25 protein-coding genes are annotated in these 22,605 nt (G+C 66.2%); 20 read left to right on the forward strand and 5 right to left on the reverse strand.

The features are described 5' to 3' along the window. The first annotated feature begins 83 nt into the window (after positions 1 to 83). On the forward strand, positions 84 to 1,214 hold the full coding sequence (locus tag ACIBCN_RS42335) for a DUF5685 family protein (protein ID WP_396998406.1): 1,131 nt from the start codon (positions 84 to 86) through the stop codon (positions 1,212 to 1,214). Between the two features lie 98 nt (positions 1,215 to 1,312). On the opposite strand, the gene ACIBCN_RS42340 is transcribed toward ACIBCN_RS42335, so the two are convergent. Further along, positions 1,313 to 2,182 (reverse strand): MaoC family dehydratase, encoded by an 870-nt coding sequence (locus tag ACIBCN_RS42340; protein WP_396998251.1) that lies wholly within the window; start codon positions 2,180 to 2,182, stop codon positions 1,313 to 1,315. Further along, complete coding sequence (locus ACIBCN_RS42345; protein WP_396998253.1) at positions 2,179 to 3,537, reverse strand: 3-oxoacyl-ACP reductase; 1,359 nt, start codon at positions 3,535 to 3,537, stop codon at positions 2,179 to 2,181. Before ACIBCN_RS42345 ends, ACIBCN_RS42340 begins: the two co-directional genes overlap by 4 nt. A gap of 297 nt (positions 3,538 to 3,834) precedes the next feature. Between ACIBCN_RS42345 and ACIBCN_RS42350 the strand changes: the two genes are divergently transcribed. Continuing rightward, a complete protein-coding gene (locus tag ACIBCN_RS42350; protein ID WP_396998255.1) occupies positions 3,835 to 5,157 on the forward strand; it encodes an acetyl-CoA C-acetyltransferase in 1,323 nt (440 codons plus the stop codon). 61 nt (positions 5,158 to 5,218) lie between these two features. On the opposite strand, the gene ACIBCN_RS42355 is transcribed toward ACIBCN_RS42350, so the two are convergent. After that, entirely contained in the window at positions 5,219 to 6,973 is a 1,755-nt protein-coding gene (locus ACIBCN_RS42355; RefSeq protein WP_396998257.1) for an SDR family oxidoreductase, read from the reverse strand. 433 nt (positions 6,974 to 7,406) lie between these two features. On the opposite strand from ACIBCN_RS42355, the gene ACIBCN_RS42360 reads away from it, so the two are divergent. Then, complete coding sequence (locus ACIBCN_RS42360) at positions 7,407 to 8,678, forward strand: hypothetical protein (protein WP_396998259.1); 1,272 nt, start codon at positions 7,407 to 7,409, stop codon at positions 8,676 to 8,678. Then, entirely contained in the window at positions 8,679 to 10,001 is a 1,323-nt protein-coding gene (locus ACIBCN_RS42365) for a lipase family protein (RefSeq protein ID WP_396998261.1), read from the forward strand. Positions 10,002 to 10,154: 153 nt separating this feature from the next. Here the strand turns inward: ACIBCN_RS42365 and gnd are convergent, their stop codons facing one another. Continuing rightward, complete coding sequence (gnd, locus tag ACIBCN_RS42370) at positions 10,155 to 11,183, reverse strand: phosphogluconate dehydrogenase (NAD(+)-dependent, decarboxylating) (RefSeq protein ID WP_396998264.1); 1,029 nt, start codon at positions 11,181 to 11,183, stop codon at positions 10,155 to 10,157. Positions 11,184 to 11,527: 344 nt separating this feature from the next. Between gnd and ACIBCN_RS42375 the strand changes: the two genes are divergently transcribed. Both ACIBCN_RS42375 and ACIBCN_RS42380 read left to right on the forward strand, forming a co-directional pair. Beyond that, positions 11,528 to 13,435, forward strand: a complete 1,908-nt coding sequence (locus ACIBCN_RS42375) for a VanW family protein (RefSeq protein WP_396998266.1) — start codon at positions 11,528 to 11,530, stop codon at positions 13,433 to 13,435. A gap of 327 nt (positions 13,436 to 13,762) precedes the next feature. Next, entirely contained in the window at positions 13,763 to 13,951 is a 189-nt protein-coding gene (locus ACIBCN_RS42380; protein ID WP_396998268.1) for a hypothetical protein, read from the forward strand. Between the two features lie 187 nt (positions 13,952 to 14,138). Here the strand turns inward: ACIBCN_RS42380 and ACIBCN_RS42385 are convergent, their stop codons facing one another. Beyond that, positions 14,139 to 14,396, reverse strand: coding sequence for a helix-turn-helix domain-containing protein (locus ACIBCN_RS42385; RefSeq protein ID WP_191093744.1), 258 nt, complete (start codon positions 14,394 to 14,396; stop codon positions 14,139 to 14,141). A gap of 144 nt (positions 14,397 to 14,540) precedes the next feature. Between ACIBCN_RS42385 and ACIBCN_RS42390 the strand changes: the two genes are divergently transcribed. From ACIBCN_RS42390 to ACIBCN_RS42455, 14 genes are all read left to right on the forward strand, one after another. Then, on the forward strand, positions 14,541 to 14,765 hold the full coding sequence (locus ACIBCN_RS42390) for a helix-turn-helix domain-containing protein (RefSeq protein WP_396998270.1): 225 nt from the start codon (positions 14,541 to 14,543) through the stop codon (positions 14,763 to 14,765). A 112-nt stretch (positions 14,766 to 14,877) separates the two neighbouring features. After that, positions 14,878 to 15,129, forward strand: coding sequence for a hypothetical protein (locus ACIBCN_RS42395; protein ID WP_396998272.1), 252 nt, complete (start codon positions 14,878 to 14,880; stop codon positions 15,127 to 15,129). Beyond that, the gene (locus tag ACIBCN_RS42400; RefSeq protein WP_396998274.1) at positions 15,126 to 15,443 is read left to right on the forward strand and encodes a hypothetical protein; all 318 of its coding nucleotides are present in this window, start codon (positions 15,126 to 15,128) and stop codon (positions 15,441 to 15,443) included. Before ACIBCN_RS42395 ends, ACIBCN_RS42400 begins: the two co-directional genes overlap by 4 nt. Before the next feature lie 90 nt (positions 15,444 to 15,533). After that, positions 15,534 to 16,316: a hypothetical protein gene (locus ACIBCN_RS42405; RefSeq protein WP_396998276.1), complete on the forward strand. Its 783-nt coding sequence runs from the start codon at positions 15,534 to 15,536 to the stop codon at positions 16,314 to 16,316. Continuing rightward, positions 16,316 to 17,110 carry a hypothetical protein gene (locus tag ACIBCN_RS42410; RefSeq protein WP_396998278.1) on the forward strand — a complete coding sequence of 265 codons (795 nt, stop codon included), beginning with the start codon at positions 16,316 to 16,318 and terminating at the stop codon, positions 17,108 to 17,110. Before ACIBCN_RS42405 ends, ACIBCN_RS42410 begins: the two co-directional genes overlap by 1 nt. Next, positions 17,107 to 17,844 (forward strand): hypothetical protein, encoded by a 738-nt coding sequence (locus ACIBCN_RS42415; protein ID WP_396998280.1) that lies wholly within the window; start codon positions 17,107 to 17,109, stop codon positions 17,842 to 17,844. Before ACIBCN_RS42410 ends, ACIBCN_RS42415 begins: the two co-directional genes overlap by 4 nt. A 455-nt stretch (positions 17,845 to 18,299) precedes the next feature. Beyond that, positions 18,300 to 18,524 carry a hypothetical protein gene (locus tag ACIBCN_RS42420; RefSeq protein WP_396998282.1) on the forward strand — a complete coding sequence of 75 codons (225 nt, stop codon included), beginning with the start codon at positions 18,300 to 18,302 and terminating at the stop codon, positions 18,522 to 18,524. Positions 18,525 to 19,139: 615 nt separating this feature from the next. After that, positions 19,140 to 19,337 carry a hypothetical protein gene (locus tag ACIBCN_RS42425; protein ID WP_396998284.1) on the forward strand — a complete coding sequence of 66 codons (198 nt, stop codon included), beginning with the start codon at positions 19,140 to 19,142 and terminating at the stop codon, positions 19,335 to 19,337. Between the two features lie 141 nt (positions 19,338 to 19,478). Beyond that, positions 19,479 to 20,087 (forward strand): hypothetical protein, encoded by a 609-nt coding sequence (locus tag ACIBCN_RS42430; protein WP_396998286.1) that lies wholly within the window; start codon positions 19,479 to 19,481, stop codon positions 20,085 to 20,087. Positions 20,088 to 20,108: 21 nt separating this feature from the next. Next, the gene (locus tag ACIBCN_RS42435; protein WP_396998288.1) at positions 20,109 to 20,543 is read left to right on the forward strand and encodes a hypothetical protein; all 435 of its coding nucleotides are present in this window, start codon (positions 20,109 to 20,111) and stop codon (positions 20,541 to 20,543) included. Between the two features lie 49 nt (positions 20,544 to 20,592). Beyond that, positions 20,593 to 21,000 carry a hypothetical protein gene (locus ACIBCN_RS42440; RefSeq protein WP_396998290.1) on the forward strand — a complete coding sequence of 136 codons (408 nt, stop codon included), beginning with the start codon at positions 20,593 to 20,595 and terminating at the stop codon, positions 20,998 to 21,000. A gap of 166 nt (positions 21,001 to 21,166) precedes the next feature. Beyond that, positions 21,167 to 21,751 (forward strand): hypothetical protein, encoded by a 585-nt coding sequence (locus ACIBCN_RS42445; RefSeq protein WP_396998291.1) that lies wholly within the window; start codon positions 21,167 to 21,169, stop codon positions 21,749 to 21,751. A 128-nt stretch (positions 21,752 to 21,879) separates the two neighbouring features. After that, positions 21,880 to 22,170: a hypothetical protein gene (locus tag ACIBCN_RS42450; protein ID WP_396998293.1), complete on the forward strand. Its 291-nt coding sequence runs from the start codon at positions 21,880 to 21,882 to the stop codon at positions 22,168 to 22,170. A gap of 62 nt (positions 22,171 to 22,232) precedes the next feature. Continuing rightward, positions 22,233 to 22,547, forward strand: coding sequence for a DUF5361 domain-containing protein (locus ACIBCN_RS42455; protein ID WP_396998295.1), 315 nt, complete (start codon positions 22,233 to 22,235; stop codon positions 22,545 to 22,547). Positions 22,548 to 22,605: the final 58 nt, after the last annotated feature.

Consider the following 22,605-nt stretch of genomic DNA (forward strand, 5'->3'; position numbering starts at 1 on the left):
TCCCCTGTCAGAGTGCGGAGATCACCAAGTACAGGCCGGCGCCAACCAGGGCGGCCGGGGAGAACGGGGCGGAATTGTTCGGGTTGCTCAGGCCGTGTTCGCACGGCGCGGCGAAGTATGGGATCGATGCGGCCGAATGGCGCGCACACATGTGCGGGCTGTGTCTGGGGCTACGGGACGGGCACGGTCAATTGGCCCGTGCGACAACGAATGTCGACGCGATCGTGTTGAGCATGCTCACCGAGGCGCAGTCCGGCGGTGCGGTCGAGCGCAGCACTGCGGGGCGGTGCGCACTGCGGGGGATGCGGCGCGCGTCGGTCGCGTCCGCGAATTCGCCCGGTGTGCGGCTGGCCGCGACGGCGTCACTGTTGTTGGCGTCGGCCAAGGTTCGTGACCATGTTGACGACGGTGATGCGGCCGTTTTGGCGCGTACACCGATGGCGAAGGCCGCGAGTCGGTGGGCCGGGCAGGCGCAGGTGAGCGCACAGCGGATCGGCCTGGATGTGGCACCGCTCGTCGCCGCGCTGAACACGCAGACGCAGTTGGAACGGGCCGTCGGCGAAGGGCCGGACGCGCTGGCGCTACTGACCGCACCGACCCAACTCTGCGCATCGGAGTTCTTCGCGCACACGGCGGTTTTGGCTGATCGCCCGGACAACGTCGACGCAATGCGCACGGCGGGTTGGCAATTCGGCCGGATCGCGCATCTCGCCGATGCCGTGCAGGACTATGAGCAGGACCTGACGCGCGGCCGGTTCAATCCGCTCGCCGCCACCGGAACCACCATGCCGCAGGCGTATGACCTGCTGCGGGAATCGGATTCGCGACTGCGCGAAGCGGTCGCGCAAGCCGAACTGGACAAGGTGCCCACCGTCCGCTGGATGTTGCTCGACCCGCTGGCGTCCGTGCTCCGCAAACTCGGCCACGGCATCGGCACCGTAGTCGGCCACTCCTGCGGGATAACGCACGACCGCGCCGACGTTCATATGCACTCGCGGCGAACGGGTCAGCGCCCCGGCCTCGGAGAATCCCTCACCCTCATCCTCGGCTCGTACTGCACCGGCTACGCCTGCTGCGCCGAACACACTCAGCCGTGCACCGGCGAACGCAAGCAGCCGTGGATCAACAACTGCGACTGCAGCGACTGTTGCGATTGCGGCGACTGTGATTGCGGCTGCGGCGATTGTTGTGGCTGCTGCGACTGCAGCTGCTGAACCACTTGCCGCGCAACAATTCTCGCGGCAAAGCGGCACCCTGCTGAAACGAAAGGAGCCGCACCCGGCGCGGGTGCGGCTCCTGTTCGTTCAGTGCGTCAGCGCAGCGTCGCGGTGAGGTGCGGGAACCCCTTCTTCGGGTTCAGCACGGCCAGATCCCAGCCGCCGGTCACCTGATCCGCGTACACGTTCACCGTCGAGGGCAGGAAGATCGGCTTGCCGAACTTCACCGAGTAGGTAGCCTTGCCGGGCACCCGGCCCTCGATCGTGCCGAGGATATGCGCGGCCGACCACATGCCGTGCGCGATCGTCTTCGGGAACCCCAAAGCCTTGGCGCCCAACGTCGAAACGTGGATCGGGTTGTGGTCGCCCGACGCGGCGGCGTACTGGTTGATCGTCTTCTGATCGACCCGCCAGGTGCGCAACGGCGGCGGCGCGGCCTCTTCCGGCTTGGGTTCGGGCTTCGGCCCGCCCGACAGCGAGGTGCGCTGCTGGTGCAGGAAGGTGGTGACCTGCCGCCAGACCAGCTCCCGGCCGACGCTGATCTCGGTGATCGCGTCGACCAGCAGGCCCTTCGGGTGCTCGCGCAGATTCTCGATGCGCGCCTTGATATCCAGCGGCTCGCTCACCGAGATGTCGCGGGTCCGCTCGATCACGTTCTCCGCGTGCACCGCACCGACCGCGACGAACGGAAAGTCGCGCTGCACAACGAGTTGCATCACGATCGGGAAGGTGAGGATGAACGGGTAGGTCAGCGGCAGCGCATCGCCGAACCGCAGCCCGGTCGCCCGGCAGTAGGCGGCCAGGTGATCCGGGTCCACCCGCAGGCCGTCGAGCTGGATCGCCCGATCAGGCAGCGTCGACTTGCGCGCCGAAACCAGCGGCAGCGGCACGGCGCCCAGCGCGGCCTTCAGGTACAGCGGGCCGTTCTTCGGTGTCTCTTTCAGCGAGATCACTTGCGTCATCATGCTCCGATCAGGCTCTGCCCGCAGACGCGAACGATGTTGCCGGTCACCGCGTTCGACGCCGGGCTGGCGAAGAAGGCGATGGTCTCGGCGACGTCGACGGTCTGGCCGCCCTGCAGCAGCGAGCTCATCAGCCGGCCGGCCTCGCGGGTGGTCAGCGGGATGGCCGCGGTCATCGCGGTCTCGATGAAGCCGGGCGCCACCGCGTTGATGGTGATGCCCTTCTCCGCCAGCTTCGGCGCCTCGGCGTTGACCATGCCGATGACACCGGCCTTGGAGGCGCCGTAGTTGGTCTGGCCGCGGTTGCCCGCGATGCCTGCGATGGAGGAGACGTCGATCACCCGGCCGCCCTCCTTCAGCGCGCCACGAGCCACCAGGCCCTCGGTGATCCGGTGCGGCGCCGCGAGATTCACGTTGAGCACCGAGTTCCAGCGGCCGTCGTCCATGTTGGCGAGCAGCTTGTCCCTGGTGATGCCCGCGTTGTGCACGACGATGTCGATGCCGCCGAAGCGCTCGGTGGCGAACTCGGCCAGCTTCGCCGCGGCGTCGGGCGCGGTCACGTCCAGCGCGAGCGCGGTGCCGCCGACCTTGTTCGCGGTCTGCGACAGCGCCTCACCGGCGGCCGGGATGTCGGCGACGATCACCTTGGCGCCGTCTCGGGCGAACACCTCGGCGATGGTGGCGCCGATGCCGCGCGCGGCACCGGTGACCACGGCGACCTTGCCCTCCAGCGGCCGGTCCCAGCTGGCCGGCGCGGTGGCGTCGTCCTTGCCGACCCGAATGACCTGGCCGTCGACGAACGCCGACTTGGCCGAAAGCAGGAAGCGCAGCGTCGATTCCAGGCCGGTCGCGCCGGTCGATGCCGCCGGGTGCAGGTAGACCAGCTGTGCGGTGGCGCCGCGCAGCAGCTCCTTGGCCACCGAGCGGGTGAAGCCCTCGAGCGCGCGCTGCGCGATCTGCTCGTCGACCGACGAGGCGAGCTCGGGCGTCGTGCCGATCACCACGATGCGACCGGAGGCGGCGATGCTGCGCATGGCGGGCTGGAAGAATTCGTAGAGCTGGGACAGATCCTCGATCGAACCGATGCCGGTCGCGTCGAACACCAGCGCGCCGAACTTGGTTCCGGCACTGGCCGAATCGGCGAAGGTGTAGTCCGTCAGCAGGGTGCGCAGCGGCTCGGCCACCCGGCCCTTGCCGCCGAGCAGCACCGGCCCGGGCAGCGGCGCTTCGCCCGCTTTGTAGCGACGCAGATTCTCCGGCTGCGGCAGCCCGAGCTTGCTCGCCAGGAACTGACCGGGGGAGGAGTGTACGAACGATCCGTAGAGGTTGGGCGCACCCTTGCTCTTGCTGGCTGCCACTGTTCCTACCTTTTCTGTGTTGGATTTTGCGGCGTTCACGGTCCCTGCGTGGTTACGCGAGCTACCTTCGCAAGCTACCGCCTCCGGGACTGTCGCTCACGCCGCGATGCTGTTCTCGGGTCTGCTGTTCCCCCGGCATTTGGTCTGCTCACACACATTTGCGGGGGTACGGTGTCGACAACAAACTTACTCCAGAGTAAGTTTAATGTAAACCAACCGCGACGGGGCGCCGATCAGTGGAGAATTCCACGCTGGCTCCGGAGCGCCGGACACCCCCAACGAGACCTGGAGACTCGAGTGACAACCAAATCCCGTTCGGCGAAGAGCACCGCCAAGACCGGTAAGACCACCCGCCCGGTCGCGATCGTGGGCGGCAACCGGATTCCGTTCGCTCGCTCCGACAAGGCGTACGCGCACGCCTCCAACCAGGACATGTTCACCGCCGCGCTGGACGGCCTGGTCAGCCGCTTCGGCCTGCAGGGCGAGCGGCTCGGCATGGTGGTCGGCGGCGCCGTGCTCAAGCGGGTCGGCGAGCACGGCATGATCCGCGAGAGCGTGCTCGGCAGCAAGCTCAGCCCGTACACCCCGGCCCACGATCTGCAGCTGGCCTGCGGCACCGGTCTCCAGGCCATCGTCACCGTCGGTGACGGAATCGCGCAGGGCCGCTTCGAAGCCGGCATCGGCGGCGGCACCGACACCACGTCGGATGCCCCGATCGGGGTCAGCGAGGGCATGCGCGAGTGGATGCTCGACGCGAACCGCGCCAAGTCCAACAAGGACCGCCTCAAGCTGGTCGGCCAGCTGCGCCCGAGCATGCTCGGCATCGAGATCCCGCGCAACGCCGAGCCGCGCACCGGGCTGTCCATGGGTGAGCATGCCGCGATCACCGCCAAGGAATTCGGCGTGCCACGCGAGGCGCAGGACGAGCTGGCCTACCTGTCGCACAAGAACATGGCCGCCGCCTACGACCGTGGCTTCTTCGACGACCTGATCACCCCGTTCCTCGGGCTGACCCGCGACGACAACCTGCGTCCCGGCTCCACCATCGAGAAGCTGGCCACCCTCAAGCCGGTGTTCGGCGTCAAGGCGGGCGACGCCACCATGACCGCGGGCAACTCCACCCCGCTGACCGACGGCGCCTCCGCGGTGCTGCTGTCCAGCGAGGAATGGGCCACCGAGCGCAACCTGCCGGTGCTGGCCACCCTGGTCGACAGCGAGGTCGCGGCGGTCGACTACATCCACGGCCCGGACGGCCTGCTGATGGCGCCCACCTACGCGGTGCCGCGCCTGCTGGCCCGAAACGGCCTGACCCTGCAGGACTTCGACTACTACGAGATCCACGAGGCGTTCGCCTCCGTGGTGCTCGCGACGCTGTCCGCGTGGGAGTCCGACGCGTACTGCAAGGAGCGCCTCGGCCTGGACGGCGCGCTCGGCTCGATCGACCGCAGCAAGCTCAACGTCAACGGCTCGTCGCTGGCGGCGGGCCACCCGTTCGCCGCGACCGGCGGACGCATCATCGCCTCGACCGCGAAGCAGCTGGCGGAGAAGGGATCCGGCCGCGCGCTGATCTCCATCTGTGCCGCGGGCGGCCAGGGCGTCGTCGCGATCGTCGAGCGCTAAAAACTCGAAAACACCTGACAGCAGGTGGCATCCGGTCCTACCGGGTGCCACCTTCTTTCGGTCAGCGCACCAAACTGCCCCGGGCGGCGGCGAAGCGGACCACGCTCGGTGCGAAGCGTCCGAAGACGTACTGCAGCCGGGCTTCCGGTGTCACCGGGACGACGTCCTTGTTCTGCTGTACCGCGCGCACGATCTGCGCGGCGACCTTGTCCGGCCCGTAGCCGCGCAGCCGGTAGAGCCGGTCGTAGAGCTGCTGTCTGCGCCGCTCCTCCTCGGCGGAGACGCCGGACATCCGGGTGTTCGCCACGATATCGGTGTGCACGATGCCGGGGCAGATGGTGCTGACACCGATTCCGCTGCTGGACAATTCGGCGCGCAGGCAGTCGGAGAACATGAACACCGCGGCCTTGCTGGTCGAGTACGCGGTGAAGGCCTGCTGCGGGGTGTAGGCGGCCATGCTGGACAGGTTGACGATGTGCCCGCCGCTGCCGCGCTCGGCCATCGCACCGGCGAAGGCCCGGCAGCCGTTGACCACGCCGTGCAGATTGACCGCGAGCACCCGGTCGAAGTCCTCGGCGGAGGTGTCCAGGAACCGCCCGGCCTGCCCGATGCCCGCGTTGTTGATCAGCACGTCGGGCACGCCGTGTTCGCGGATCACACCGTCGGCATGCTTGCGCATCGCGGCCTCATCGGACACATCCAGCTCGTAGGCGTGTGCTACCCCGCCTGCCTGGGCGATCAACGCCACGGTCGCCTCGGCCGCGACGCCGTTGACATCGGACACCACGACTTCGGCCCCAGCGCGGGCGAAAGCCAGCGCGGTTGCCCGGCCGATACCGCTGCCGCCGCCGGTGATCACGACGAGCTGATCCTCGAACTGCTTGCGTGACAATCCCATTCGCGCGCGACGTAGGGCGCGGGCCGGTGCCGAACCCGTCACGGAGTCGATCAATTCAACGGTGGCCGAGGCGAGCAGCCGTGGATGCGAGAACGGCAGCCAGTGCCCGCCTTTCACCACCCGCAGCCACACCTGGTCGGCCCATTGATCCTCGTCGGCGTAACTCGATTGCCGCACTGCCGGATCGCGGGTGCCGACGATGATCTGGGTTGGCACCGTGCTGAATTGGTCGCGTGCCCGCAGCGGATTCGCGGCCCAGGTCGACCGGTAGATGCGCAACCCGTTCGCCATGTCCTGTTTGAACGTCGGGGCCAGGTGAATTCGCTCCGGTGGCGTGCCTTCGGCGGCGGAAAGCCCGGAGCGCCACAGCTGTTCGCTCATCCCCATCTTCATCACGGCCTTCGGCAGTCCCGGCAGCGCGAGGAAGGTCGAATAGGCGAACGAACCGAGCTGGGCCAGCGGCAGCGCGATATTGCGCGGCGTCGGCCTGGCCAGCCGGGCGCGCGCCCACTTACTGACGTGCGCGATGCTCGGTCCGGAGACCGAGGTGAACGACGCGATCAGTCGCCCGGCGTCAGGGCCGCAGACGATTTCCCAGGTGGCGACGCTGCCCCAGTCGTGGGCGAGCACGTGCACGGGTGCGCCGTTGCCGAGCGCCTCGATCACCGCGACGTAGTCGGCGGCCAGTGTCGTGGTCGAAATGGCCGAGGTGCCGGGCGGGTTGGTGGACTCGCCGTGCCCGCGGTTGTCCACGCTCAACACCCGGAACCGGGCGGTCAGCTCCGGAACGACGTTGTCCCACAGGTGATGCGAGTCCGGCCATCCGTGTAACAGCAGGATGGTCGGCCCGTCCGAATTGCCCTGCTCGTAGACGGCGATGTCGACCTCGCCATTGCGGACCACATGTTTCTCGGCCATGGATTCACCCCACTATCCGGGCCGCGGCGGTCGCGGTCCGTGGACGTAGCTTCCGACCTATTCTGTCTGAGACGGTGAGATTCGGGTAGCCCCCGTCACTTCGATGGCCCGTTCGCATCCCTTGTGAGCTATCTCATGAATTTCGATTCACATCGTCGCCGCATTTCGCCACGTCAGTGCTCCGATTTAGTAGCAACTAGCAGGCAACTTACGTGTTACACGTTTTCTTCGGCTGCCGAGCGCCCGTCACATCGCTTCTTGCGACGGGGCTGATCTGTGTGTTTACCTGCACGTCACCTACTGTGCTACCGGGGCTACGCGATCGGTGAGGCGAATTATCGCTGCCTTATCGACATGCAGCTACCGGCAGAACATCTCTTCGGCTTAACGAATCACTCGAATCGAGCTAGCAGAGAGGAAGGCTGAACAGCTGATGCGAATCGGTATGGCGCTGCGCGCCACCGCACTGGCTCTGGTGGCCGCGACCGGTCTCGGACTCGCTTCCACGGCCCCGGCGGGAGCCGCGGGCGAGGTGGACCGCTACCTGGACCTGCCGCTGGTGAACCGGGATGCCGCCACCAGCCCCGGCGGCGTCAACCCCGAGCTGCCCTATGACGTGAACGAACTGCGCGGACTGTTGGACGAGGCGCGTGCCCAAGGCGTGCCGCCCACTCGATATGCCGCCCTGCTCTACCAGTACTGGCTGGTCGACGCGACCGACAAGGCGGGCATCGACCTGCGGTCCTGGGATCCGCGCGCGGGCGTCGAGGCCAACCGCGCCAACCTGATCCGGTCCTACCGCTACTACGAAGACCTGCAGCTCAACCACCGCGAACTGCAGTGGGCCGGCATGGGCGGGCAGGTCGGCGCCGACTTCGGCGGCGGGCTGGTCGATTTCGAGATGATGGGCAACATCTACGGTCTGCCCGGCCTTTCCGAATCCGCGCGCGGCGTCATCGCCGCCGTCGAGCAGGCCGCCGGACCGCAAGCGGTGGCCCAACTTCCGCGCGGCCTGCTGGCGCTGGCCGAGGCGGGTTCGCAGATTTCGCCGGCGGACCTGCACTACATCATCGGGATGATCCTGGTGATGCAGAAGAACATCTTCTCGGATCTGATGCCCATGCACGACGCCTACGTCACCGAGGGCCTGCCCGCGCTGCAGGAGTTCCAGGCGGCCGGGCTGTTCGGCGACGACATCATGGAAGCCTGGCGCGGGGTGGCCTCCGGCGACTACGGCCGAATCGCCTCGGGCAACGGAACTCTGCTGCGCCGGGAACAAGAATGGGTGATTCGCGACCAGTGGGATTCGGTCCGCGGCTACAAGGGCAGCGTCGGCGAGGCGATCACCTACGTCAGCGGCGCCGCCGGATCGCCGTCGGTCGCGGGCGTGGCACCGCCGCGCGAATTCAATCCGGTGCGCATGCGAGTCACCATGGCCAACGGACAGCCCGCGCTGGTGACGCTGCCACTGCCGGAATGGAATTGGTCGGAGTTCGACGCCCGCTGGGATTACATCACCACCGAGCTGCTGCCGAAATACAAGTTCCAGGTCGAAAACAACTGGCCCGCACTGGAAGCCGTGATGCGCACGCCCTACGAGATCCAAATGGAATCGCATCGTCCGCTGTTCAACATCCCGCAGCTGCTGGATTCCGCGGCCAGGCAGATCCAGGTGACCCCGATCGACACGATGGCGGTGCGCTAGATGAAACTGTTCACCGCCGCCGTCGCGACGGCCACCGCGCTGGTGCTGTGCGCGGGAACCGCCGCGGCGCAAGGGGAAATGCCGACGCCGGGACTGGACCGAGTGTTCAACGGTTTCGTCGTCGGGCAGATCCAAGGCGCGCAACCGGTTCCGCCGGACCAGGCGTTCCAGGCGCTGCTCGCCAACGACCCGTTCTATCAGGAGCCGCCGCTGACCGGTGCCGAGCAGCCTGGAACGCTGCTCAAGGCCAAGAAGGTCGACGTGATGTTTCTCGGCATCACGCCGCCCGACGTCGAGGCGTACAAGCTGATGTACGTGACCACCGGCATCGACGGTGTCACCCCGGTCATCAGCACCGGAATCCTGATGATCCCGAACCACGGTGCGCCCGTTGGGGAGAAGAAGCTGATCTCCTATCAGGAGGCCAACGACAGCGTCGGCTGGTCCTGCCATCCGAGCACGCAGTGGACCGGTGGCGACCCGCTGGACGGTTCGTCGTGGTCGGCGCTCGGCCCGCTGGCGCTGATGTTCGACAAGGGCTACGCGGTGATGATCTCCGACGTCGGCAACGACGGGGACCGGGCGCCGCACGGCGTCTTCGCGGGCAAGTTCGCCGCGCACGCGCAACTCGACGGTGTCCGTGCGGCTTTGGCGCATCGCGAGGCCGGACTCGACCCGAAGGCGCAGACGGCGTTGTTCGGCATCGCGGGCGGCGGCGTCGGCGCGGGCTTCGCCGCCGAGCTGCAGCCGGCGTACGCGCCGGAGCTCGACGTGAAATCCGCTGTGCTGGAAGGCATGGTGGTCAATCCGCGCAACTTCATGCGGGTCGCCGACGGTTCGGTCGGCTCCGGTTTCGCACTGGCGACGCTGCTCGGCCTGGAGCCCGCGTACCCGGAGATGGCAGTGAACGCGAAGCTGAATCCGGCAGGCGTCGGGTTGGCCAACGCCTTCCGCACCCAGTGCCAGACGCCGGCCTACTTCGGGCTGCCGTTCCTGCCGCTGAACACCCTGTTCAACTCGGGGCTCAGTCCCGCCGATGAACCGGCCTTCCAGCGCGCGTTCGAGGACAACATCCTCGGTCGCTCCGGCACGCCGAAGGCCAAGGTGGCCATCACCTCCTGCGTCGCCGACGACTCGCCGATGTCGCTGGTGCCCGCCAAGGACTCGCGGGAACTCGCCGATATCTATCGGGCGGGTGGCACCGACGTGACCTACCAGCCCACCGACTGCGGCATGGTCCGCATGCTCACCGATATCTACGGCTGGGGCACCGACCTGTTCGGCATGCAGACGATCGACTGGATAGACCGCAACTTCGACTGAAAAGGATTACCCGCCATGGCATTTCTCTACGGCATCAATTATCTGTTCTGGTACGGCCCGCTGGCGGTCGCCAAGCTGATGGCGCAGGCGGCCGGCTTCTGACCAATCGCTGAGCACCGCGGCTCCCGCACCTCGCGGGAGCCGCGGCGTTCGTTACGAACCCGGCAGCTCGTTGTGCCCGCCGAACGCCTTGCGCATCGCCGACAGCATCTTGTCCGCGTAGAGCGTCTCGCCGCGGGACGAAAACCGTTGGAACAGCGCGGAAGCCAGCACCGGGGCGGGCACGCCGGTGTCGATCGCGGCGTCGAGCGTCCACCGGCCCTCGCCGGAATCGGAGACCCGCCCGCTGTAGGAATCGAGGTTCGGATCGGCGTACAGCGCGCTTGCCGTGAGGTCCAGCAACCAGGAGGCGACCACCGAGCCGCGGCGCCACACCTCGGTGACCTCGGGCACGTCGATCTCGTACCGGTAGTACTCCGGATGCTCGAGCGGCGTCTCCTCCGCGGAGAACTCGCCGTCGTGTTCGGCGCCGTAGTTCGCCTTGTGCAGGATGTTCAACCCCTCGGCGTAGGCGGCCATCGCGCCGTACTCGATGCCGTTGTGCACCATCTTGACGAAGTGTCCCGCGCCGGCCGGCCCGCAGTGCAGGTAGCCCTGCTCGGCCGCCGACGGCTCGCCGGTGCGCCCCGGCGTCCGCTCCGCCGCCTCGACGCCGGGTGCGATGGATTTCAGCAGCGGGTCCAGATACTTCACCTGCTCGGCCTCGCCGCCGATCATCAGGCAGAAGCCGCGATCCAGGCCGAAGACGCCGCCCGAGGTGCCGATGTCCACATAGTGAATGCCCTTGGGGCGCAACTGTTCGGCGCGCTTGATGTCCTCGTGGTAGCGGCTGTTACCGCCGTCGATGATGATGTCGCCGGGCTCGAGCAGCTCGGTAACCTGGTCGATGACTGCCCCGGTGGCACCCGCCGGGATCATCACCCAGACCACCCGCGGCGTCGCCAGCGTTCGCACGAATTCCGCGAGGTCGGTGGAGCCCTGGAAGTCCGCACCCAGTTCTTCGCGCAGTATGTCGATCTGGTGCGCGCGGCGTTCATAGCCGACGGCGGTGTGCCCGTCCTTGACGATGCGACGCACGATATTGGCGCCCATCCGCCCGAGGCCGATCATTCCCAGCTGCATGCCATCCATCTCCCTCGTGTGTGCGGTGGCCGGTTGAAGCGCTTGCGAGTCGCGAATGCGCGAGGCCGCACACTCGTCTACTGGATTGTCCCGCTTCGATCCGATCCTGGTCCGTCCGGCGGTGTAACGCGCGGTGCGCCGCACCGATAATCAGATCGGCTCCGCGTAGTTGCCAGACCCCCGACCCGGCAACTGCGCGGGGCCTTTTACGTGTACGACGATGCCGCATTGCACGGAATTTGCTGTAGATCCGTGCTCACCGGCCGGTCGCGGCGTCGCGCACTATCGTTGGCGAGGACTCGCATCGTGTGAGTCCCAACTCAACCGAGCGGGGAGGACGGTTCGTGACGAGCCAGTCGAGCACCGGACGCCGTGGCCAACAACCGGCGGGCGAGGTCGGCTTACGCCAGCTGCTCGAATCGACCCAGGCCCACGAGGCGAACCCGGCCCCCCAAGAGTGGGGCGACGACTCGGCACCGACCGAACCGATCCAGGTCACCCCGTCCCGGCGCGCCACCCATCGGGCCGAGCCCGGCGAGCGCTCGCCGCGGCGGCCGATCTCCGGGCCCCCGCCGAAGCGGCTGAATCGCACGGTGGTGAAGCGGGCCGGCGTCGCGGTCGGTGCGGTGCTCGCGGTGGCCGGCATCGGCTACGCGGTCGACTGGGTGCTGTCGGCCGGGCAGGTGCCGCGCGGGACGGTCGTCTCGGGCATCGAGGTCGGCGGCCTCGATACCGCCGCCGCGGACGCGCGGTTGCGTGCGGAGCTCGCCCCCAGATCCGACCGGGAGCTGCCGCTGCGCATCGGTGACGTGCAGAGTCGGCTCGTGCCGGCCACCGCGGGGTTGGCGGTGGACTGGGACGGCACCTGGGCGCGCGTCGGGAAGCAACCACTCAATCCGTTCACCCGGCTCGCCTCGTTCTTCACCACCCGCGATGTCGCGGTGGCCAGCGCCGTCGACGACGCCGCGCTGGATCGCCAGCTGACCGCGCTGCGCGTGCACGATCGACCGTCCGTCGAGGGCACCATCGCCTTCGACAAGGCAAGACCCGTCGCCGTGGCGCCGGTGCCAGGCCGGGTGCTCGATCTGTCCGCCGCGCGCGACGAGCTGATCGACCAGTGGATCGCCGGCATCACGGTCGACCTGCCGGTGCACCCCGCGCCCCTCACCGTGCGGCCCGAAGCGGTCGATCAGGCCTTGCGCGCGGTGGCCGAGCCCGCGGTGCGCGCGCCGATCACGTTCGCGGGCAAGGGCGCATCGGCCAAGCTCGACCCGGAGCAGATCGCGACCGTCATTTCCTTCGTGCCCGATGGCCAGGGCGGGCTCGGTCTCGCCGTCGATCAGAACATCGCGGTCGGTTTGCTGGGGCCGCAACTGGTGGCGACGGAGATCGAGCCGAAGGACGCGACGTTCGCGCTGACCGGCGGCAAGCCGACGGTGGTGCCCGCCGTCGTCGGCGACAAGATCAACTGGCCGAAGACGTTCGAGCAGTTCACCGCGCTGCTGGCCGCGCCGCAGGAGCGGACCGGCCAGGCGGTCTACGAAAAGGTGGAGCCGAAGCTCACCACCGAGGCGGCGCAGGGGCTGGGCGTCGTCGAGGCGATGGGCTCGTTCACCACCAACGGATTCAGCGGTCCGTCCGGCGTGAACATCAAAGTGGTGGCCAGAAAGGTGAACGGCGCGGTGGTGAAGCCGGGGGATACGTTCTCGCTCAACGACTTCACCGGACCGCGCGGCACCGCCGAGGGCTACGTCGAATCCGGCATCATCGACCACGGCAGGCCGGGCACCGCCGTCGGCGGCGGCATCAGCCAGTTCGCCACCACCCTCTACAACGCCGCGTACTTCGCTGGCATGGAGGACGCGGGCCATACCGAGCACAGCTACTACATCTCCCGTTACCCGGCCGCGCGCGAGGCGACCGTCTTCGACGGCGCGATCGATCTGAGCTTCCGCAACAACACCCCCACCGGTGTCTACATCGAGGCCGTCACCACGGATTCCGAAGTGACCGTTCGACTATGGGGCACCAAGACGGTCGAGGTGGAATCGGTCACCGGCGATCGGAGCAAGCCGACCGAGCCGACCACCGTCAAACTGCCGAAGGGCAAGGACTGCATCGCCTCCGAGGGCGCGCCGGGCTTCACCACCTCCGACACCCGCATCATCACCGACAAGCGCTCCGGTCGCGAGGTCTCCCGGCACACCAGGACGGTCAAGTACGACCCGATCCCCGTCGTGAAATGTGAGTGACCACAACGACTCCGGGGCCGATCCTGCCCCGTCGGCGGGCCACCGGACGCCGCCTCCTAGCGACTCGAGCCATCTCCCGGCTACCCCTCAGCGCGTCGCTGGTTAGCCAGGGGGCGACGAATCATTCTGCGGCAGGGTGACTTTGGTAAGCGACCTCCCGGCGAATGGGATATAACTACGCCAGATTCCGGGACGCCAGTCCGGTTCTGTCTCGGAGTGGGGCTCAAGGTTGAGCGAAGTATGAAGGGGATGCCAGTCGTGGAGCAGATCGACTCAGTCAGACCGTTTGCGGCGGGGCGGGGAAACGACGCAGCAGTCATGCTGGGTATGGCTATTGGAGACGAAGTCGCCCTGCGAGTTGTGCGGGGTGCGGGAACGCTCTGCGACGTCGTGTTGGCGGCCTGGGCGATGGGTGTTGATCCGACCGACGCGGTATTGCAGTACGCCGAGGCGACCACCGGAGTGGTCGTTGACGACACGGTGGGGGTCGACGGCGCCGATCCGCGCTGCGCGTAACCCGTTTCGCTGCGTAGCGGGTAGCGCCCCGCAGCGCTATCTATGGCGCCTGGTGTCGATTCAGGCCGTGAAACGTTGCGCCACAACGGTTCGCCGGTAGTTGTTCCGCCAGCGCTCGCGCGCACTAGCTTTCGCTCCGCCGAGACCTCGCGGCGACGGCAGCGTATGGCGCTCTTCGGGTTTCGCGCTACTCCTCCGGGCGTTCGACATCGCGCAATGCGGCGGCGACGAACTCTCGCATGGGAATGTCGAGCGCGGTGCACAGCGCGTGCAGCTGCTGCATGTCCGGCGATCGATCGCCGTTCTCGAAGCGCTGGATCGTGCTGACGCCGAGTCCGGTCAGCGCGGCGAGTTGCGGGCGCGTCAGAGCTCGTCGAGCCCTGGCCGCCCTGAGCTCTGCGCCGACCGCACGGTTGATGTCCGAAGGTACCTTTTCCACACCCATACGGACCATTCTGAGGTCCGAATGGCTACCTGGCAAACGACATGCCGTAAAAACGCCGAGGATCCCCGCAGGCAACGGGGCATTTCGCCCATAAAGGTCACGAAAGAGTTGCAACAGGTCCGAACGGACCTTAGTGTGCTCCGTATGGAACACTTAGACCACGTGGTTGCCGGGAAGGTGCGACGTGCCATGTCCGACGCGGGGCGCTGCCTCGAGGACTTGGCCGGATGTTCCGGGCTGCCGGCATCCGACCTGCGCAGTCTGCTCGCCGCGCGCGGCTCGTTCACGGTGGACGAGCTCGTTCGGATCGCCGCGGCGCTGAATTGCCGCGTTGTCGACTTCCTGCCGGATGAGGGGGATATGCGATGACTGTCACTGCTGGCCGCCGGCCGATCGGCGCGTCTCGACTGGGGAGTCCGGCGTGTCGTACCAAACATTTTGTGACGCGAATCACTCTGTGCCGCAGGGTGGATCAGCCGTGTTGAGCGATCGATCAGCTACCGCCGAGATGGCGCTCGATCAGGTGGCGCGGAGCGTGCCGCGCCTCGCCGGGTTCGGCGCGTGGCGCCCAGGAATCTCCGGAATTCCGTATCTCGGCGGCGATGAACCACATGCCGTCGCAGTGGTTCTCATTCACGATCCGCGTGAGCCACGGGTGCGCAGTACGACGCTCGTCGCGACACCGCACGGCGCGGCGGAATCGCCCACCGGCAACGCACCGAGCCCACGGTGAGAAAACCGGCGCGGATCCGCCGCGCGAACCCAGCCCTCGAAATCTTCCGGCACCATATCGGCGCCCGGGTCAGCTGCACCGGATTCACGGCCGAACGTGGTGCCGTCGAACACGGCGTCATTGTCGACGTGGATCACCGGATGGTGTACGTCGACTACGGATATCCCAATCCCGTCTGTGCCGAACTCGGCAATGCCATCGCCACCCACCCGTCGAATCTTCGGCTGGAAACGACTGTCGCAGCCGCGGATACCTGCGATCACTGTGGAACCGCGGCAGCTCGACCCGGTCCGGTATTCCGCGCGCCGCGCTGATACGGCGCTCCTCGAATCTCAATTCCGACCTGATCGGATGGTTCCGTCATGGGCTCATCCGGTCGCTCAGTCGACGAAAGGTAAAGGCCCGTGACCATTTTCGGTCGCCGTTTATTCGGCAAGTCGCTTGCTCCCGGCGAGATCATCGATGTGCTGATGGTCGGAGGTACCTGGCATCCGAACGGCGACGCGATCACCGCTGCGTTCGCCGAAGCCCTCGACCCGCGGCGTTTTGTCGTGCGAATGGTGCCCTATCCGGCCGACTACGGACGGCACGTCGCGTTCGCCGACAGCGTCGCCATCGGCAGGCGTGCGCTGATCGAAGCAGCCGAGGCGACACCCAATCGCATACTGCTGGCCGGTTATTCACAGGGCGCCGGCATCGCGGGAGATCTCGCCGCCGATATCGGGAATGGCCTGTTCCCGCATCTGGAGGTGGTTGCCTGTGCATTGATCGCGGACCCGCTGCGGCCCGCGGGGCGGTGCCTCGGCAAGGATCCCGGCGGCTACGGCGTGATCGGGCAGCGGAACATCCCCAGGATCCCGACGTATTGGGTTGCCGCGGCCGGTGATCCGATCACCGCGCTGCCCGCCGGGAATCCGCTGCGCCTGATCGCCGACCTCAGTGCGTATTTCAGTGTGTCCGGGCCCGATGCCATGGTGCGCTGGGGGCAGCGCATCATCGAGGTCGCCACCCGCCGCCAGCTGCAACGCTGGTGGTCACCCGCCAACTGGCGCACCTGGGGCGGTGCCATCGCCTATGCCCGCGGGTATCTGTTCGACGGGCGGCACACCGAGGACTACATCCGACACGGCCACGCCCGGCTGCTCGCCGAGGCGATCAACCGTGAGGTGGTTGTGGGAGCCCGCTGATGCCTTGGTTCCAGGTAGACGACCAGCTCGGCTTCCATCCCAAGGCCGTCGCGGCGGGCAATGCCGCGATGGGCCTGTGGGTACGGGCGGGTTCGTGGTCGATGCAGCAGCTCACCGAGGGCTTCGTGCCCGCGGCGATCGTGCGTGGCCTCGGCTCCGCGACGCAAGCGAAAAAGCTTGTGGAGGTGGGCCTTTGGACCGTCGTCGACGGCGGCTATCGATTCCACAACTGGGCCGAACGGCAGATGTCCAAAGCCGAGATCGAGGATCGGCGCCGGAAACGGGCCGACGCGGGTCGTAAAGGCGGACAGGTTTCCGGGCAGGCACGACAACTTCGAGCGCAAGCAAGTGCTGCGTCACATGCTCGAACACCCACTGCGGCAACAGCTTCAGCCGATGCTCCGGCGATCGTCGACCAACTGCCAGAGCAAGCCGCAACCCCTGTCCCTGCCCATGACCCTGGAAATGCTTCCAGGGGAGCGCGATCCGCACCGCCCGCTCGGCAATGTCCCATCCACCGCACTCACCCGGCGCCGCCACCGTGCGGTGCCTGCGCCGATGCCCGCCGGGCCAGGCAGCGGTGGGACGCCGCGCACGGCGACGACCGCCGCATAGACGCGGTGCAGCGCCGCGAGGCCGCCCGCAACTGCGTGATGTGCGACGACGCGGGCTGGCGCAATCCACCCGCCGAACTGCTCGCCGTCAATCCCGATCCGCCCGTGCTCCGCTGCGACCACCACACCGTGACCTCGCTCGACCACTGGCATTTCACCGAAGAGGAAGCGACACCATGACGACCACCGCGCACTGGTCTGCCGAGACGGGTTCGGCGGCGACCGAGCAGCCCAACCACCTCTACCTCGACCGCGGCGAACTCCGGGCGCTCGCCGATTTGCTTCGCGAAATTCCCGACCTCGCTGAGGATCTCAGCATCTCACTCACCAGGCAGTCCCGGCTCAGCACTCGCGGTGACTATCGGATGAACCGGCGGCCGAGCGAGCAGCCGCTGCCCTACAACCCCGCCGCCTCCCGGGCCGCCGATGAGTTGCACGCGGTACTCGTGTCCTGGGTGCGGCTGGTCTGTGAGCAGCGCGGTCTGGACTACACCGGCGCACCATCCACGCCGGGTCTCGCCCGCTGGCTCGACCGGAACCTGATCGCGTTCGCCATGACCGAGGGTGCGCAGGGTGCGCCCGAGGAGATCCGAACCGTGGTGCAGGCGGCACTGTGGATTGTTTGCCCGCCCGCGGCGCCGGTGCTGCTCGACGCGGAGATGGTGGAGCAGGCCAGGCGGCACCGGCTCAACGCGTCCGGGATCGTCTCGCTGGCAAAGGAACTCGGCACGCAGTACCAGGGACTTACCGTCCGGCGCATTCAAACACTCAGGAACGCGGGGAAAATCGCGCCGCTCCCCGGACCGTGGGCGCCGGGGTGGCCGGAGTTGTACACCGTGGGTGAGGTTTTGGACGAGCATCTAGCATATCCGACGCGGCGCCGGGTATGGGCCGACGCGAAAGACCCGAATTGACGTCTTGAAACAAGATCCGCAGAACAATCGGCGCTGGTGGCCGAAAGTTACAGTGTTTTCATATGAAATTAATCACAACATAACCTCTGAATTGCTGGGTACTCAGTACCGGGTCGGACGTCTGTTGGATTCATGCTCTGTAGTTGCTGAATCGAGGGGCTGGGTACATGTCGCTCCGCCCGTCGGATGCTACTGGCAGGTCGTCAACATGCTGGTATGCGGATTCAGACGCTGCGTCTCCTGAGAAACCGTAGAAGTCGCAGTAAGGCACCAGATTTGCAGATATTATTCCGAATCACTCGCCGTGCATGCCCCGTTATCGGTGGGCAATATACCGTCGTCAACGGTGTGGCTGAAAGGTCGCTGGTCGATGATTCCCTGTGATAGAAAAATGTTGCTCGGCTACCAGCAGGTCGCCGATGGAGGGTTCAATTCTTCAAGGGGAAGATTTCTCAATGAGCAAGATTCGCGTGTTCGGCGTTGTGTTCGCGGCTAGCGCCGGCATCATCCTGGCCGGTTCGGGCCTGGCCTCGGCCGCCGATACGGGCTCCGCTGACACCGGCTCCGCCAGCCTCAGTGCCGACGCCAAGGGCAACGTGGCGGATGAGGGCACCGGTTCCTCCTCCGCCCTCGTCGACCTCATCAAGGCGCTTGGCACCGGCTCGGGCGCGGCGAAGTAAGCGTTATCGAAGACCCCGATATGCCGTGATCCACACCGCGGGGCGTATCGGTACGGAGGGCAGACGTGATTGCCCCACCTCGCAGGAGGTGGGGCAATCGTCGTTTCCGGGCCTATACCGACCCGGTCGAGACCGCTCGAAAACAGCCACCGACATGCTATTTCGACTTCGACTCGTATTCAGGGGTTGACATCCGCCGGGCTTTAGGTGAAGCTTTGTGCAGCGCCAGAGCTGCGCCCTCATCCCGAACTTCCCGGGAATCTCCGGTACTACCAATAACTTTCATACTTGCTTCCGTCGCGGCCCCGATCATTCCGGTGATCGGGGCCGCGAACGTTGAAGCAGCAGAGCGTATCTCGCTCCGCCCCCGACGTGTGGCATGCCCCCGAAACCTCCTCGAGATCGATGACAAGCGGGCAAGAGCCTGCCACATACCCGCCCCGGTTTCCGCTCCCGCCTCCCGCCGACCCTCTCGCTCGCGGTAGTAGACGGAAGAAGCGACCGGGGCGTTCGCCCCACCCCCGACGCCCCCAGATCGGGGGTGGGGCTCCAACTTATTCAATCGGCACTCAAAACATCTGATGCCGAACATTTTTTGAACAATCGAGGTCCGACATGGGTGACTCCCTCCTGGAACTGCTCGAACTGGCCGACCACGCGACTCCGGCCAACCCGCTCACCCTGAACCAGGCGCACGAGTCGATGCGCGTTCACCGCGCCTGCTCCATCGACCACTGCCGTCGAAAAGCCCTGGCGTTCAACACCTTGATCGCCGCGGGCCGCATCGTGCCGGACTCGTCCCGGCACCGCTGAGGAGAGGAGGTGAACCCATGCTCACCATCGTCCTCGATCTGCTGAAACTGGCCTACGATCTCGCACCCCTGATCCTGCCCCTCCTTGGCCTGTGATCCGGTCACGCGCGACGCTCCGAATTTTATGAACGAGGGGAACAGCATGTCTGACAGAGAAATTGTCGAATCCATCCAGTTCGCCAATCATCAGCCGCCGCCGGAGTATGTGAAGACCGATACCGGGCAGCTGGTTACGCCGGAGTTTCTCGCGTTCATCCAGCAGGCTCTGAGCGGGAAACTAGCCGAATCCGCGGACACCGCGGAGTTGGATCCGCAGGTTAAAGCGCTGGCCGAAGAGCTGTCGGTGATCCATCTGCCGCGATGGCAGAGCACGCAGTCGCCCAAGACCGCGGAACCGACTGTCACCGGGATGAAGCAGGCGACTCGGGTCGCCGAATATCTCGTAAAGCGTGGTGTGCGAGTGCATCCCGAGTTGGAGGAGATCCGCTGGGCGGCTACACCGGGTGGTGCGCCCGGTGCGTTCGATACCGGCCTCCATGTCACCAAGGACGAGAACGGCGAGTGGCCCGCACCGGATCCCGAGTCGTTCTACGACCTCGACGACATCCAGGTCAGCCAGACCGACGACGGTCGCTGGTACGCCGTCCATCCCCGCGGCCTCTCCTTCGACGCCGCGACCAAGACCGAAGCCTATGCGGGAGTCGTCGATCAACTGCGACAACGCATCGAACAAGCCCGCGAGGCGCGATAGCCACGGAAAGGTGGTAACGCGATGGCCGAACGAATCGTGTTCCCTGACATCGAGAAAACCCTGGTCGACTATCTGACCACCCAACTTGCCGCCGCTTCCGACACCGCGCACGTGAGCAGTCGGGTCCAGGATCCGCGGCCACCACGCATGGTTCGCGTCGTGCGTAACGACGGAAAGCTGCGCCAGGATCTCGGCGATCGCGCGGACTCGCGTGGCCCGCAGTTGATCATCGATCGCCCTCGCGTCGTCTTCGATTGCATCGATGACAACGGCGGCGCAGGCGGATTGGCCAGTCTGATCCGCACCATTCTGACGAGCGCCATACCTGGCTATCTCGGCACCGTCTGGTGTGACTCCTTCGAAGTCGTTGGCATCGAGAACGCTACCGAACCAGCGACCCTTGCCCCGCGGCATGTGCTCATCGCCGACCTGAGCGTGCGCGGTGCACTTGCCTGAATCACCCGATAGTGCAGCACAACTGACCGCCTGAACAAGGAGAGCAACAGTGACACAGCGTGAGATCAGCCTAAAGAAGGATGAAACACTGCTGGTGAAGTGGATTGCGGAGCCATTCCGGTATGCGCGGCTGGTTCGCGTCATCTCCAGCGGTGATCCTGACCCGAGTGCTTTTATTTTCGATATTCACCCGGTTGAGCTGAGTGCCGACGGAGTCACCCTGTATCCGCAGATCAAGGTCAGATTCTATGCCCTCTACTGCGTCGTGACCGTCGGTAAGGGCGGCGACGAGGGGATTTCTCATGTCGTCTACAAAGACACCTGGGGCCAGCAGACCGTGAAGCAGCTACTTGTCTCGGTGGTCGCCGGCTTCCCAGGTGGCAGCGGCGGTTACGAGATCGTTGATTGGGGCGGATTCGCCGTCTCCGACGATCGACCCGCTAACCAGGTCTACTGACCCGGAACGCTGCGTCAGCCCGCGTGCTCTTCTCAGCTCTGGGAATGCGCGGCTTGGCTACATCAAACGTGCGAGGCATAGCCCTCGCCTGACTCCCCCTCATGGGAGCCACAACTGAATAACCAATTCCCATGGGCCTGCGCAACAATCCCAAGGGAGAATCACCATGGCTGCACCTTCTAGCAAGTACATCGGTGCCGGTACTCCGGTTTCCGTCTCCGGCGGTGTGCTGGTCGCCCCGATCAACACCCTGCTGCCGGTCGGCGCGGGTACCAAGCCGGTCGACGCGTTCAAGCCGCTCGGCTACGTCTCCGAGGACGGGATCGAGTCCAAGGGCGAGCGCAAGATCGAGCAGGTCAAGGACTGGAACGCCGACATCATCGCCAACCTGCAGACCGAGCACTCGGTCCGCTTCGGTCTCACCCTGTACGCGGTGTGGGACGAGGACGTCCTCACCCAGGTGTTCGGCGACGGCAACGTCATCCCGACCCCCGCGTCGGCCACCAGCGGCAAGCTGTACACGATCAAGGAGACCGGCTCGGTGCTGCCGCGCCGCGCATGGGTGTTCGACATGCTGAGCCAGGACAAGAAGATGCGCATCGTGCTGCCGAACGCCTCGATCTCGCAGGTCCAGGAACGCAAGTTCGTGTCCAAGGAACTGGCCGGCTTCAACATCACCGTCGAAGCGTTCAAGAACGACGACGGCGTCAAGGCCTTCCGCTACCTCGACGACGGCATCAAGTCCGCCTGATAAAAGCCCCCACCGGCGGCGGGTAAACACACCCTTGCGCAGGCCCGCCCGCCGCCGTTGGGCCCCTATTTTCCGAACAATCCCCAACACCTGCGCACATAACATGTCATGAAAGGGTCTGCGAACCAATGACTTCCCCGAAAGCTCCGATTACCCTCAATCGCCCGGTCCAGGTGAAGGACGACTTCGTCCACCGGGTTGACGGTGTCGAGTTGCACCTGCCATCGTTGTCCTATCTCAAGCCTGGTCTGATCCGTCGTATCCGCCGCCTCGGCGATGTCGACGCGATGTACACACTGCTGGAGCTGACTCTGTCCGCTGAGTCGCTCGCCGTGCTGGATGACATGGATCCGGAGGCCTACCACGAGCTGCTCGACGCGTGGCGCACCCACTCGGGAGTCAACCTGGGGGAATCCTAAGCCTCGATGCTCTTGTCGAAGAGCATTGCGAGGCAATCGAATACGACCTGATCACGCTTGGCTTGCGCCTGCATCAGCTCGGCACCGAGGTACTCGGCTGGCGTGAGCTCAAGGCGATCATCAGATGGCTGCCCACCGAATCCGCGCTGTTTCGCGCGATGAACCCCGAAAGCCACCGCTGGCAACTCGACCAGTTCTTGCTGGCCGACATCACCGATTCACTGCGCTGGCTTGTCTGGGCGAAGACCGACGACGCCAGGAACGGGCGCAACCGTCCGGAACTCGTCCCGCGGCCCGGCGTGAAGTCCGGTCGCGAACGAATCGGCACGGCCACCGGAATCGGCGAGATGAACAAGTTCCTCGACTGGGACGAGTAACAGCTCGCGGGTGTTGATCTGCGCCAGCGGCCAGAAAGTAGATGCGAATGTGGAGGAA

Source organism: Nocardia sp. NPDC051052, assembly GCF_044456045.1.
Lineage (GTDB): Bacteria > Actinomycetota > Actinomycetes > Mycobacteriales > Mycobacteriaceae > Nocardia.

What these genes read in the sequence shown, in the direction of transcription:
- ACIBCN_RS42340 (WP_396998251.1), bottom strand. Translation starts at nt 2,182, where the DNA reads ATGATGACGCAAGTGATCTCGCTGAAAGAGACACCGAAGAACGGCCCG.
- ACIBCN_RS42355 (WP_396998257.1), bottom strand. Translation starts at nt 6,973, where the DNA reads ATGGCCGAGAAACATGTGGTCCGCAATGGCGAGGTCGACATCGCCGTC.
- ACIBCN_RS42360 (WP_396998259.1), top strand. Translation starts at nt 7,407, where the DNA reads ATGCGAATCGGTATGGCGCTGCGCGCCACCGCACTGGCTCTGGTGGCC.
- ACIBCN_RS42365 (WP_396998261.1), top strand. Translation starts at nt 8,679, where the DNA reads ATGAAACTGTTCACCGCCGCCGTCGCGACGGCCACCGCGCTGGTGCTG.
- gnd (WP_396998264.1), bottom strand. Translation starts at nt 11,183, where the DNA reads ATGCAGCTGGGAATGATCGGCCTCGGGCGGATGGGCGCCAATATCGTG.
- ACIBCN_RS42380 (WP_396998268.1), top strand. Translation starts at nt 13,763, where the DNA reads ATGGCTATTGGAGACGAAGTCGCCCTGCGAGTTGTGCGGGGTGCGGGA.
- ACIBCN_RS42385 (WP_191093744.1), bottom strand. Translation starts at nt 14,396, where the DNA reads ATGGGTGTGGAAAAGGTACCTTCGGACATCAACCGTGCGGTCGGCGCA.
- ACIBCN_RS42390 (WP_396998270.1), top strand. Translation starts at nt 14,541, where the DNA reads ATGGAACACTTAGACCACGTGGTTGCCGGGAAGGTGCGACGTGCCATG.
- ACIBCN_RS42410 (WP_396998278.1), top strand. Translation starts at nt 16,316, where the DNA reads ATGCCTTGGTTCCAGGTAGACGACCAGCTCGGCTTCCATCCCAAGGCC.
- ACIBCN_RS42415 (WP_396998280.1), top strand. Translation starts at nt 17,107, where the DNA reads ATGACGACCACCGCGCACTGGTCTGCCGAGACGGGTTCGGCGGCGACC.
- ACIBCN_RS42420 (WP_396998282.1), top strand. Translation starts at nt 18,300, where the DNA reads ATGAGCAAGATTCGCGTGTTCGGCGTTGTGTTCGCGGCTAGCGCCGGC.
- ACIBCN_RS42425 (WP_396998284.1), top strand. Translation starts at nt 19,140, where the DNA reads ATGGGTGACTCCCTCCTGGAACTGCTCGAACTGGCCGACCACGCGACT.
- ACIBCN_RS42430 (WP_396998286.1), top strand. Translation starts at nt 19,479, where the DNA reads ATGTCTGACAGAGAAATTGTCGAATCCATCCAGTTCGCCAATCATCAG.
- ACIBCN_RS42435 (WP_396998288.1), top strand. Translation starts at nt 20,109, where the DNA reads ATGGCCGAACGAATCGTGTTCCCTGACATCGAGAAAACCCTGGTCGAC.
- ACIBCN_RS42445 (WP_396998291.1), top strand. Translation starts at nt 21,167, where the DNA reads ATGGCTGCACCTTCTAGCAAGTACATCGGTGCCGGTACTCCGGTTTCC.
- ACIBCN_RS42450 (WP_396998293.1), top strand. Translation starts at nt 21,880, where the DNA reads ATGACTTCCCCGAAAGCTCCGATTACCCTCAATCGCCCGGTCCAGGTG.